The following is a 12,027-nucleotide window of genomic DNA, read 5'->3' as shown; positions in this document are numbered from 1 at the left end:
TTATTATAAACTAAGTAGTTATGAAATCAGCGCTTTCAGATTTTATTTCCGGGAAAAAGGGAATCTATGGTATTCTTCACATTATTATATTAGTAATGTCCCTATTCCTGGTTATTAGTATCTCGGTAGATACTTTTAAGGGAATTCCTTTCTATACACAGTCTTCGTATATGAAAGTACAGCTATGTATCTGTCTTTGGTTTCTTTTTGATTTTGTATTGGAGTTCTTTCTGGCAAAACATAAGGGACGTTATTTGCGGACGCATTTTATCTTTTTATTGGTGGCGATTCCTTATCAGAATATTATCGCCTATTATGGGTGGACATTTTCGGATGAGATCACCTATCTTCTCCGTTTCATACCTTTATTGAGAGGAGGATATGCGCTTGCCATTGTGGTCGGCTGGTTGACCTACAATCGTGCTTCGAGTTTGTTTGTCTCTTATCTGACGATGTTGTTGGCAACGGTCTATTTTTCCAGTCTGGCATTTTTTGTGCTTGAGCATCGGGTGAATCCCTTGGTGAATGGTTATGGAGATGCTTTGTGGTGGGCTTTTATGGATGTCACTACCGTCGGTTCGAATATCATAGCGCAGACGGTGACCGGACGTGTACTTTCCGTTTTGTTGGCTGCCCTGGGTATGATGATGTTCCCTATCTTTACAGTTTATATCACAAATCTGATTCAGCAATCTAACAAACGTAGAAAACAATATTACGAAGAGGAGGAACTAGAGAAAAAGGCTTCCGAGAAAAAAGAATTGGCAGAAAAAGCAGCCGTACAGAAAGCAAGCACATCATAATGTGCTTGCGGATAAGATGAAAAAACAGATGAAGTGATGATGACGGTAAAGTGTTGAAAACCAAAGATGAATTACTTTTCTTAATACTATAATTACTTTTCTTTATAAGCGGCGAAGGAAAAGGGGTGGAAAAGAGGTATTACTTTCTATCTTTGTTGAGAAGAGATAAGACACGACGCTGTTATAACCGTAATTGAATGAATCAAACTTTACCTTATCCGGGTTAATAACAGCTATCTCATTTTAATAACTAGAGTTGTTCAGGGGTAAGTTCAATTTGTAGCATTTGAAAAATGATGCCGTTTGTATTGAAACATTGGCGGGAAATCAAGAGGGTAAGGGGAATAGAAAAAGGTTACTATCAATAGATAGTAACCTTTACCTTTCTTATAAAAGAGATTGAGAGAATTTTAGTCAACAACGGTGATATGGTTGTTGCTAAATACATTCAATTCCAGCTTGTTCATGATGTATTGAATAGCTAGCTGCGCTTTCACGGAGTTGCCCGAACCATCCAAAGGAGGAGCAAATGCGGCAATACCGAACTGTCCGGGCAGTACGCCCATCACACCGCCACCTACACCTGTTTTTGCAGGAATACCGGAAGTGTACATCCAGTCGCCGGTATGTTCGTAGAAACCTACGGCGGCAATCATGGCAGTGATTTTAGGAGCCAGGACGGCATCAAAAACTTCTTTTTTAGTCACAGGGTTCACACCACCGTTGGCGATTGTACCGGCTGCGATGGAAAGCTGCAATGCGGTAACTCCCAATGAACACTGGCGGGTGTAAAGGTCTAATGACATATCCGGGTCATCATAAATCCGGTTGTAATTCTTCAATAGCCATGCGATAGAACGGTTGTTGAAGTTGGTGTCCGATTCCGACTTGTACAATTCATCAATCAGTTGCGGGGCACTGCCGCATAGGTCTGTCACATTTCCTACGATGGCATCCCATTTCTTGGCAGAGTCACCAATGGGCTGCACCATACTGCAGGCAGAGATGGCTCCGGCATTTACCAGTGGGGTAGACGGATGATCGTTCTCCAACAAGATAGCGATGATTGAATTGAAGGGCAAGCCTGTTGCGTCGGCTCCAATCTTGTCCAGAATCTCTTTAGCACCGTATTGACGCAGTGCCAGGATAGCCGTATGTACTTTGGATACGGATTCTATACCGAAGCGATAGTCAGTATCTCCCACATGGATGGTCTGCCCGTTGAGCAGGCAGACACTGATTCCAAAGAGATCCTTGTTGACATTTGCCAGATAAGGAATATAGTCGGCATTCTTGCCGCCGGTATTGGCCTTTACCTGATCGTATGCCTCCTGTACCACTTCTTTCAATTGAGCGAGTGTTACTTTTTTATCCATAGATCATTTTATTTTTTTACGGTTTTACGACGACCACCGTGGTTGAACATCTTGGCTTCTACCGGAAGATTCTTTTCTTGAGCCATACGGGTAGGAGTTGGATATTCCAGTTTTTCCAGTTCGGCGATGGCATTGTTGATGTCGCCCAGAAGCATATCTGCCATGTCACGGCTGAATCCCTGACGAACAACGACACGCATCACTACATAATCTTCCAGTTTAGAAGGCAATGTATAAGCAGGAACCATCCAACCATGTTGAGACAGTTTGTCTTGCAAATCATACAAAGTCCATTTGGCGCTCTTTGCATATTCCGGTTTCAGATACCAGATGAATAGCGGGTTCACAACATCTTCTGAGTAGTTAACGAACGGAACCATCTTGGCTATTTCACTATGGATATATTTGGCAATTTGCAGGGAGTTGTACTGCACTTCTTTGTAACCCTGGAATCCTAAGCGGATGAATTGATAATATTGTCCCAGAATTTGTGCGGCCGGACGAGAGAAGTTCAAACCTACCTGTGTAATGTTGGCGCCCAGATAGTTGACGCTGAATGACATTTCTTCGGGCAGATATTCTTTGCCTTTCCAACAAACCCATCCGAGTCCCGGATATACCAAACCAAACTTGTGGCCGGATACGCTGATAGAAAGTACCCATTTCAAACGGAAGTCCCATTTCTTTTCCGGATACAGGAACGGAAGGATGAAACCACCACTGGCGGCATCTACGTGGATAGGAATGTCATAACCGGTCTTGGCATTGTAAGCATCCAGAGCTTTATCCAATGCTTCGACATCATCATTCAGTCCAGTCCATGTAACACCTTGAATCGGTACGATACAGATGGTGTTTTCATCACACATTTTCAAAGCTTCTTCGGGGTCAAGAGTGGTTTTTTCAAGCGTCAAAGGCACTTCACGCATTTCAATCTGCCACAACTGTGCAAACTTTTCCCAAACAACCTGGAAACCTGTAGAAATAACAAAGTTTGGTTTATCAAATGGTTTGCCCTGTGCTTGTCTTTTCTTACGCCAACGCAACCAGGCAGCTACACCACCCAACATACATGCTTCTGAAGAACCGATAGCCAAAGCACCTGTTTTCCAGGTATCTTTTTCAGGAGAGTTCCACAAGTTGGCAACGATGTTGATACATTTACCGTTCATCACAGCGATACGCGGATATTCTGTTTCATCAATGTAGTTGATGTTGATGGCCTCATTCATCAGCTTGGTTGCATATTCGTCCATATAAGTGGTAACGAAAGTAGCCAGATTCAAACGGGGCTGAGTTTGAGCAAATGTTTCATCTTTCACCATTTGATAGGCGACTTCAGGAGTAGTAGGTCCATCAGGTATTTTCTCTACCGGAGAGGGTTGTAACATTCTGTCTGAACCAAATACATCGGTTTTTGCATCACCTTTTCTGAAATTTAAATCTTCCATACTAATTTGTTTTTTTAAAGGTTTAGGGCGATGGGGATTTTCCCCGTCGAATTTCCCACAACAACAGCAGATAGGTTTGAAAGTTTCCCGGTTTTACATTATTTGGCGTTTATTAAGGAGGAGGACGCCCTTATTGAAGCGGAGCTTTTGTGATTTAGTGGAAAAGCTTATGATCGTACTAGTTTTGAACTAATTTCGAGCTTGTGCAGATTTATTTTTGATGCCTAATGGGTTTATGGCTAATGATACATAATTTTATTCGTCTGGCAGTTGTTTCTTTTTCGTCTGACAGTTGTCAGACGAAAGAATAACAGCTGTCAGACGAAAGTTCAACAACTGTCAGACGAATAAATTTATGTATGATGAATATTAAATCATCGCATATTACCAATTAAATTTTAGAAGAACTAAGATTAGTTCATTCCCACACGGTTATGAATCAATTGATATTTTAGCAAATAAGTATTGAAACGCAGATTAACGCAGATTTTCGCAAAGAATAAAAAAGTTCTCAAACATGGCGCAGCCTTCTAATAATCTGCGAAAATCTGCGTTAATCTGCGTTTCAATAAATGTTCATTTGGCTCATTTCGGTGCATATTTGAACTTTATAAAGCAACTATTGTTTTCTTCAAACCTAAACTTTTAACGAATAAGCATTATGAAGATACAGACGGGACGGGGAACAATTCCTCTTATTACTTTAATTGCCATCTGGTCTATTTCGGCATTGACTTCATTGCCGGGACTGGCTGTTTCACCTATATTGGGTGATCTTACGAAGATATTTCCAAAAGCTACGGATCTGGACATACAGATGTTGACTTCGCTGCCATCACTGCTCATTATTCCTTTTATATTGCTGGGTGGTAAACTGACAGAGAAAGTCGATTATGTCCGTGTATTAAAGGTCGGACTCTGGCTTTTTGCCGCGAGCGGTATTTTGTATCTGATTTCCAATCGAATGTGGCAATTAATTGTGGTAAGTGCTTTGCTCGGTATCGGTTCCGGTCTGATTATCCCTTTATCTACCGGGTTGGTTTCCAGATACTTTGTAGGAACCTATCGGGTGAAACAGTTCGGATTAAGCTCCGCTATTACTAATTTCACATTAGTGATAGCAACTGCCGTAACGGGCTATCTTGCAGAAGTCAGCTGGCATCTGCCTTTCCTGGTCTATCTCCTCCCATTGATTTCCATTCTGCTGGTAGGACATTTAAAAGAAGACCGGACGGGAGAAGTCGCTTTTACACCTTCTTCTTCTGCAGATACTACAAAAGACAACGAATCCTCCGAACAATCTACTTCCATAGATATAGGAGGCAGCAAGTACGGTATTCACATCAAACATCTGATAGAGTTGATGCTCTTCTATGGCGTGATAACATATATCGTGGTAGTGGTGATCTTCAATCTACCTTTCTTAATGGAAAAGCATCACTTCTCCAGTGGCAATTCCGGATTGATGATTTCGCTTTTCTTTCTGGCCATCACTGCTCCGGGTTTTTGCCTGGACAAGATTGTAGCCCTGCTGAAAGGACGTACAAAAGCATACAGCCTGCTGTCGATGGCATTGGGATTGTTATTAATCTGGATAGCTCCGATCGAATGGCTGATTATTCCCGGATGTATCCTGGTTGGTTTGGGATATGGCATTATTCAACCTATGCTTTATGATAAGACCACCCAGACCGCACTGCCGCAAAAGACCACATTGGCTTTGGCGTTTGTGATGATGATGAATTATCTGGCTATCTTGCTTTATCCCTTTATTGTCGATTTTTTCCAGTGGATATTCCATACCCAATCACAGGAGTTTCCTTTTATCTTTAATCTTCTGATAACTATTGTTACTCTTTTCTGGGCATATCGGCGCCGTAATACCTTTTTGTTTAACGACCAATTAAAATAGAAAATGAAGAATAAGAAACTGGAAGCCAATCTTAGTATGGCTGTCTCGAAAGTATTTAGCGGTTTAAATATGAATGCCTTAAAGTATCTTCTGCCTTTGTGGATGAGTCCATTGACAGGAGCCACGCTTCGTTGCACATTTGCAGCAGCTGCTTTTTGGGTGATCGGGTGGTTTATGCCTCCGGAGAAATCGTCAACCAGAGATAAATGGCTCCTCTTTCTGTTGGGGGCTTTGGGACTTTACGGTTTTATGTTTCTCTATCTGGCCGGATTGAGTAAAACAACTCCTGTCTCCAGTTCCATATTTACCAGTCTCCAGCCTATTTGGGTTTTTCTTATCATGATATTCTTTTATAAGGAGAAGGCGGGCGCTAAAAAAATAATAGGAATTTCTATCGGTCTGATAGGAGCGTTGGTTTGCATCCTAACCCAGCAAAGCGATGATTTGGCCTCTGATGCTTTTACGGGGAATATGCTTTGTCTTCTAAGTTCTGTGGTGTATGCTGTCTATCTGATTCTTAGTCAGCGCATCCTCACGGCCATTGGAGCGATAACGATGTTGCGATATACCTTTTCCGGTGCTGCCGTGTCTGCCATTATAGTCACGTTTATTACAGGATTTGATGCCCCGGTATTCTCCATGCCGTTCCATTGGACGCCTTTCCTTATTCTGATGTTCGTATTGATTTTCCCGACCACTATCAGTTATATGCTGCTGCCTGTCGGTTTGAAATATCTGAAGACGACGGTAGTCGCTATCTATGGTTATTTGATTCTGATTGTGGCGACCATTGCTTCCCTTGCTCTAGGACAAGATCGTTTTAGCTGGACGCAGACATTTGCAATCATTTTTATCTGTATTGGAGTTTACCTGGTTGAAGTGGCCGAAAGTAAAGAAAAGTAAAGAAAAAAGGCATTCCATCACGGAATGCCTTTCATTATTTCATCATCATGTTTTATAGAGAGGAGTTGATTGCTTGCGCTATGGACTTGAATTCTTCATCCGACAATTTCAGTTTCGGATTCGAAAACAACATATCCGATTCCTTTTGAATAGGAATTAAATGAATATGTGCATGGGGTACTTCCAGTCCGATAACAGCTTCGCCTACCTTTTGGCAAGGGAATGCTTTTTTAATGGCATAGGCTACTTGCTTTGCAAACACGTGCATAGCAGCCAGGTCTTCATCGCTCAAATCGAAAATATAGTCTACTTCCTGTTTGGGCACTACCAATGTATGTCCCTTTACCAATGGATTGATATCGAGAAAAGCAAAAAACTTTTCGTTTTCTGCCACCTTGTAGCAGGGGATTTCTCCTGCGATGATTCTACTGAATATTGTTGCCATAACTTTTATTGATAAATTAAGGCAAGCCTCACATGGAGACCTGCCTTTACGTTAAATTGATATGTTTACTACTTCCAGTGCAATTTTACCTTGTGGAACAGTAATTTCTGCTACATCACCCACCTTCTTGCCAAGCAGACCTTGTGCAATCGGGGTATTAACGGAAATCTTCCCTTCCTTCAGGTTAGCTTCACTTTCTGAAACGATGGTATAAATCATCTTCATGCCATTCTTTACATTCTTCAGTTCCACCTTATTTAAAATCTGTACGGAATCTGTTTTCAATTTAGATTCATCGATGATTTTGGCATCTGCAATGGTAGCTTTCAGTTTGTTGATACGCATTTCGAGCATACCTTGCGCTTCTTTTGCTGCATCGTATTCAGCGTTTTCAGACAAGTCTCCTTTATCTCTGGCTTCGGCTATTGCCGCAGAGATCTTCGGGCGTTCCACTGTTTCCAGTTCCTTCAGTTCCGCCATCAGTTTCTTGTAACCTTCTTCTGACATATAAGCCATGATGTTTTCCTCCTTTAATTGTTTTAAATGGTCATATAAACAAAAAAGAATTCCAACATGAGCCATGTTGGAACCCTCTTTTCATTATTTCTTTGCAAAGATAGCCTTTTAAGTGATACGTGTCAAGTGAAAAAAGATGCTATGTAACATATTTAAATGAAATATGCTAAATTATAACAACTTAGAGCAATGACTTGACAGCTGCTTCCAAATCCTTAATGTCTTCGCCACGAAGCTTCAATTCGTTGTTACGATTAATCAAAAAGATAGATGGAACCTGACGAACATTATATACGGCTACGTTGGTAGAGTAAACTCCGTTTCCATCGCGCACACAGACCCATGGAAGATTATCTGCCGCTGTTTTCCAGTAGTGTTCGTCCGCGTCGAGAGATACTTGGTATATTTCCAGTCCTTGTTTTGCGTATTCATTATATAGTTCGCGAAGCATCAGGTTGTGAGGAGCTCCGGCAGGCGACTGGAATACAGAGAAATCGAGCAAAACGACTTTGCCTTTCAGGTCGGTCAGCTTGCGCACATTTCCTTTCACATCACGCAAGGCAATGTCGATAATACCGGTTTCTACGATTTTGTCCTGTGGAATTTCCAGAGCTTTTGTTTGCGGCTGACGCGTGTTCTTCATTCCTTTGATTACAATATTATAAAGGTTCTTGGAACGTACCGCATGAGGAAACGCATTGTTGAGGCTCGTAGCAACAGCTGCGAAACATTTCACATCGTCTTTATTGTTCAACGGATCGAATATCAGATAATTATTGAGCTTCTGGAACAGGGCAAAGTAAGCTGCAGCCGTGTTGGGAGCAGCAAAAATATAGTTCACTTTGACATCTTCCTTATAGTTGTTGAGCAATGTTGCCAGGCTGTCTTCAAATACATCATGCCCTATTCCGTTGCTGCGCAGGGATGCCAGTAAATTGTCCACCTCTTTTTGAAGGCGAATCTGCTTCAACGTCAGTTCTTTTATCTTATTGCTGTTTTCCGAACCTTCCACCGTATAAGTAGTAGAGAAATCCACATACGGAGCTTTGATTTGAATTGTTTCGATAGAATCTACAGAAAAATTGATGATTTTGTCGTCAATCCGCAAACGGTAAAATTCGGGTGACTCGGGACGAGGCTGCTTGAAACTGAATGTACCTTCCCCTTTCAGCTTCACTGAATCGAGCGGAACAATACCTTCCAGACCGGAAGCTTCGAGATAAAGCATTTTACCGTCGGCTCCTGATACATCCCCGTTCACCTGGAATTTAGGGCCAGAACTACAAGCAGTAATAGTAAGTGCGGCGAGCGCTGCAAAAGTAACCTTTTTCATATAGTGTGTGTTATTAACGAGATGCAAATATACTTCTTTTCGAGATTAGTCAAAGCATTTTGCTGTGTTCTTCATCCTAATTTTGAAAAAAAATCAGTTCGCCACTAACTTTTTACCTCATTTCCACCTAATTACCACGATAAATGTATATCTTTGCAGGAATTTTGAAAGAAAAAGTATAGATAAAACAATTTTTATGATTAACCCAATTGTTAAGACAATCGAGTTACCTGATGGAAGAACCATCACGCTCGAGACGGGAAAGTTGGCAAAACAGGCAGACGGTTCTGTAATGCTCCGCATGGGAAACACCATGTTGTTAGCTACTGTTTGTGCCGCTAAAGATGCAGTTCCCGGAACAGATTTTATGCCTTTACAGGTAGAGTACAAAGAAAAATTTGCGGCATTCGGCCGTTTTCCCGGTGGTTTCACCAAGCGAGAAGGTAGAGCTTCTGATTATGAGATTCTGACTTGCCGTCTTGTCGACCGTGCTCTCCGTCCTTTATTCCCCGATAATTATCACGCAGAGGTATATGTGAACATCATCCTCTTTTCTGCTGATGGTGTGGATATGCCGGATGCATTGGCAGGACTTGCCGCTTCTGCAGCACTTGCCGTTTCAGATATTCCTTTCAACGGACCGATTTCTGAAGTACGTGTAGCACGTATCGATGGTCAGTTCGTTATCAATCCTACTTTTGAACAACTGGAAAAAGCTGATATGGATCTGATGGTGGCCGCTACTTATGAGAACATCATGATGGTAGAAGGTGAAATGCACGAAGTATCCGAAGCTGAATTGCTGGAAGCAATGAAAGTAGCTCATGAAGCTATCAAGGTTCATTGTAAAGCACAGATGGAGTTGACTGAAGAGGTTGGAAAAACAGTGAAACGTGAATACAACCATGAAGTGAACGACGAAGATTTGCGCAAGGCTGTTCGTGAAGCATGCTACGAAAAAGCTTACGCTGTTGCCGCTTCCGGAAACAATAACAAACACGAACGTTTTGCTGCTTTCGAAGCTATCCGTGAAGAATTCAAAGCTCAATTCTCTGAAGAAGAGTTGGACGAAAAGGGTGCGTTGATCGACCGTTACTACCACGATGTAGAAAAAGAAGCCATGCGCCGTTCTATCCTTGACGAAGGTAAGCGTTTGGATGGTCGTAAGACTACTGAAATCCGCCCGATCTGGTGTGAGGTTGGTCCTCTGCCTGGTCCTCACGGATCTGCTATCTTTACTCGTGGTGAAACACAATCACTGACTTCTGTTACTCTGGGTACCAAACTGGATGAGAAGATCATTGACGATGTTTTGGAACACGGAAAAGAACGTTTCTTATTGCATTATAATTTCCCTCCTTTCTCTACAGGTGAAGCAAAAGCACAACGTGGTGTAGGTCGTCGCGAAATCGGTCACGGTCACTTGGCTTGGCGTGCTTTGAAAGGACAGATTCCTGCTGACTATCCGTATGTAGTACGTGTGGTTTCAGATATTCTCGAATCTAACGGCTCTTCTTCTATGGCTACTGTATGTGCCGGAACATTGGCATTGATGGATGCTGGTGTGAAGATCAAGAAACCGGTATCAGGTATCGCTATGGGATTGATTAAGAATCCGGGCGAAGAAAAATATGCTGTATTGTCTGATATTCTGGGTGACGAAGACCACTTGGGTGATATGGACTTCAAAGTAACGGGAACAAAAGATGGTATTACGGCTACCCAGATGGATATCAAGGTAGACGGTCTGTCTTACGAAATTCTGGAACGTGCTTTGAATCAGGCAAAAGAAGGACGTATGCACATTCTGGGTAAGATTACTGAAACAATCGCTGAACCACGTGCTGACCTGAAAGAACATGCTCCACGCATTGAAACGATGACAATTCCTAAAGAATTTATCGGTGCTGTAATCGGCCCTGGTGGAAAAATCATCCAAGGTATGCAGGAAGAAACCGGTGCTGTGATTACTATCGAAGAAATTGATGGTATGGGACGCATCGAAGTTTCCGGAACAAACAAAAAATGTATTGATAATGCAATGCGCATGATTAAAGCAATCGTTGCTGTTCCTGAAGTGGGCGAAGTTTATAAAGGTAAAGTTCGTTCTATTATGCCTTACGGTGCATTCATCGAATTCTTGCCGGGCAAGGATGGTTTGCTGCACATCTCTGAAATTGATTGGAAGCGTCTGGAAACAGTAGAAGAAGCTGGAATTAAGGAAGGTGATGAAATCGAAGTAAAACTGATTGATGTTGACCAGAAAACTGGTAAATTCAAACTTTCAAGAAAAGTGTTGATGCCAAGACCAGAAAAGAAATAAGAACGCGATAGCGTCTATATATAAAGAAGGCTGTTTCAATTTTGAAACAGCCTTCTTTTTTTATTAGTATCATCCGGGGTTGAACTGTTTTATATATAGAGTTAGTATATATTAGATTTATTCAGTTTATTAAAACCTTTAAAAAGATGAAAGACACCTTGTTATATCCTCCCCAAAAAAAGAATCGGAAAGTACCCCCATACTTCCCGATTCGAAACAGTCAAAAATCGACCTTAATCAATTTATTAACTTAACACGTCGCAAAGATATGAGAAAAATTTCTTTGAAAGAGCTTTTTTATTTAAAAAGTTTATGATACAGGCAAATATACCTGTTAATAAGGTCGTTTTTCTTGCTTTAAAACCAAAGCTTCACTCCTTTTAAAGGAACGACCCCTTCCTTTAAAAGGAAGAGGTCGTTGGTTTTAAAGAAACCGGTGGGGTGTTTATATAGAGATTAGGATTAATGATTTTTCGATTATATAGATCCGTTTACAAGTTTGTTTTATACTCCTCTTTTATTCGTTTTATGTGTGCGAAGTTCTTTTCCAGTAATTCATTTAACTCATAATCTGAAAAACAAGCTCCTAAATAGATCGTGCTTTCTGCTTCAAAATCAAATGATTCGTTGTCTTCATTCACCACAATCTCAATTTTCCCTTGCGCATCTGTAGAGATCACCGCATTGTATTTAATCATCAATTCTTTGAGCCCTTTTATGAACCTGTATTCTTTATTTGTCAATATTCTTTTCATGTCCGTAAGCTCTTTTGTTTTGTTGCCCTTTCGTGCGGTAAAGTTCGTGATAATTTAACACATTATGCGCTGTTTGAAGTATTCATTTTATTCTATTTGTCAGGTTGTAATATTCCTTTTATCCATATTATCACATCTATTCGTTTTTTTCGTATATTTGCTTCGAGCGAAACTTTTCATTTGTATATTTGTTGGATTTTAAAAAGAAAG

General features: G+C 41.2%; 10 protein-coding genes. 4 read left to right on the top strand and 6 right to left on the bottom strand.

Annotated elements, in window-relative coordinates; all coding sequences use genetic code 11:
* Nucleotides 1-20: 20 nt before the first annotated feature.
* Entirely contained in the window at nucleotides 21-803 is a 783-nt protein-coding gene (locus KSX81_RS09020; RefSeq protein ID WP_004311932.1) for a potassium channel family protein, read from the top strand.
* 410 nt (nucleotides 804-1,213) lie between these two features.
* On the opposite strand, the gene glsA is transcribed toward KSX81_RS09020, so the two are convergent.
* Together glsA and KSX81_RS09010 are read right to left on the bottom strand one after the other, a co-directional pair.
* The gene (glsA, locus tag KSX81_RS09015; protein WP_004311933.1) at nucleotides 1,214-2,179 is read right to left on the bottom strand and encodes a glutaminase A; all 966 of its coding nucleotides are present in this window, start codon (nucleotides 2,177-2,179) and stop codon (nucleotides 1,214-1,216) included.
* Nucleotides 2,180-2,187: 8 nt separating this feature from the next.
* Entirely contained in the window at nucleotides 2,188-3,630 is a 1,443-nt protein-coding gene (locus KSX81_RS09010) for a glutamate decarboxylase (RefSeq protein ID WP_004311934.1), read from the bottom strand.
* Between the two features lie 661 nt (nucleotides 3,631-4,291).
* Between KSX81_RS09010 and KSX81_RS09005 the strand changes: the two genes are divergently transcribed.
* Together KSX81_RS09005 and KSX81_RS09000 are read left to right on the top strand one after the other, a co-directional pair.
* Nucleotides 4,292-5,542 carry an MFS transporter gene (locus KSX81_RS09005; protein ID WP_004323288.1) on the top strand — a complete coding sequence of 417 codons (1,251 nt, stop codon included), beginning with the start codon at nucleotides 4,292-4,294 and terminating at the stop codon, nucleotides 5,540-5,542.
* A gap of 3 nt (nucleotides 5,543-5,545) precedes the next feature.
* Nucleotides 5,546-6,445: a DMT family transporter gene (locus KSX81_RS09000; RefSeq protein ID WP_004296266.1), complete on the top strand. Its 900-nt coding sequence runs from the start codon at nucleotides 5,546-5,548 to the stop codon at nucleotides 6,443-6,445.
* A gap of 52 nt (nucleotides 6,446-6,497) precedes the next feature.
* Here the strand turns inward: KSX81_RS09000 and KSX81_RS08995 are convergent, their stop codons facing one another.
* The 3 genes from KSX81_RS08995 to KSX81_RS08985 all read right to left on the bottom strand — a co-directional run bounded on the left by KSX81_RS08995 (nucleotide 6,498) and on the right by KSX81_RS08985 (nucleotide 8,739).
* The gene (locus tag KSX81_RS08995; RefSeq protein ID WP_004323286.1) at nucleotides 6,498-6,890 is read right to left on the bottom strand and encodes an HIT family protein; all 393 of its coding nucleotides are present in this window, start codon (nucleotides 6,888-6,890) and stop codon (nucleotides 6,498-6,500) included.
* Nucleotides 6,891-6,941: 51 nt separating this feature from the next.
* Complete coding sequence (gene greA, locus KSX81_RS08990) at nucleotides 6,942-7,406, bottom strand: transcription elongation factor GreA (protein WP_032844195.1); 465 nt, start codon at nucleotides 7,404-7,406, stop codon at nucleotides 6,942-6,944.
* Between the two features lie 181 nt (nucleotides 7,407-7,587).
* Entirely contained in the window at nucleotides 7,588-8,739 is a 1,152-nt protein-coding gene (locus KSX81_RS08985) for a TlpA disulfide reductase family protein (RefSeq protein ID WP_004306934.1), read from the bottom strand.
* 196 nt (nucleotides 8,740-8,935) lie between these two features.
* Here KSX81_RS08985 and pnp point away from each other — a divergent pair, with 196 nt between their 5' ends.
* Entirely contained in the window at nucleotides 8,936-11,062 is a 2,127-nt protein-coding gene (gene pnp, locus KSX81_RS08980; RefSeq protein ID WP_004323285.1) for a polyribonucleotide nucleotidyltransferase, read from the top strand.
* A 491-nt stretch (nucleotides 11,063-11,553) separates the two neighbouring features.
* On the opposite strand, the gene KSX81_RS08975 is transcribed toward pnp, so the two are convergent.
* The gene (locus KSX81_RS08975) at nucleotides 11,554-11,817 is read right to left on the bottom strand and encodes a hypothetical protein (RefSeq protein WP_004296257.1); all 264 of its coding nucleotides are present in this window, start codon (nucleotides 11,815-11,817) and stop codon (nucleotides 11,554-11,556) included.
* Nucleotides 11,818-12,027 lie beyond the last annotated feature (210 nt).

This window comes from Bacteroides sp. MSK.18.37 (assembly GCF_019129155.2).
GTDB lineage: Bacteria > Bacteroidota > Bacteroidia > Bacteroidales > Bacteroidaceae > Bacteroides > Bacteroides ovatus.
Note: the sequence above shows the minus strand (reverse complement) of the source record. Positions and strands in the feature narration are given on the sequence as shown.

Bases quoted from the DNA above. Each gene is read 5' to 3' on its own strand.
- pnp (WP_004323285.1), top strand. From the start codon at position 8,936: ATGATTAACCCAATTGTTAAGACAATCGAGTTACCTGATGGAAGAACC.
- KSX81_RS09000 (WP_004296266.1), top strand. From the start codon at position 5,546: ATGAAGAATAAGAAACTGGAAGCCAATCTTAGTATGGCTGTCTCGAAA.
- glsA (WP_004311933.1), bottom strand. From the start codon at position 2,179: ATGGATAAAAAAGTAACACTCGCTCAATTGAAAGAAGTGGTACAGGAG.
- KSX81_RS09005 (WP_004323288.1), top strand. From the start codon at position 4,292: ATGAAGATACAGACGGGACGGGGAACAATTCCTCTTATTACTTTAATT.
- greA (WP_032844195.1), bottom strand. From the start codon at position 7,406: ATGGCTTATATGTCAGAAGAAGGTTACAAGAAACTGATGGCGGAACTG.
- KSX81_RS08985 (WP_004306934.1), bottom strand. From the start codon at position 8,739: ATGAAAAAGGTTACTTTTGCAGCGCTCGCCGCACTTACTATTACTGCT.
- KSX81_RS09020 (WP_004311932.1), top strand. From the start codon at position 21: ATGAAATCAGCGCTTTCAGATTTTATTTCCGGGAAAAAGGGAATCTAT.
- KSX81_RS08995 (WP_004323286.1), bottom strand. From the start codon at position 6,890: ATGGCAACAATATTCAGTAGAATCATCGCAGGAGAAATCCCCTGCTAC.
- KSX81_RS08975 (WP_004296257.1), bottom strand. From the start codon at position 11,817: ATGAAAAGAATATTGACAAATAAAGAATACAGGTTCATAAAAGGGCTC.
- KSX81_RS09010 (WP_004311934.1), bottom strand. From the start codon at position 3,630: ATGGAAGATTTAAATTTCAGAAAAGGTGATGCAAAAACCGATGTATTT.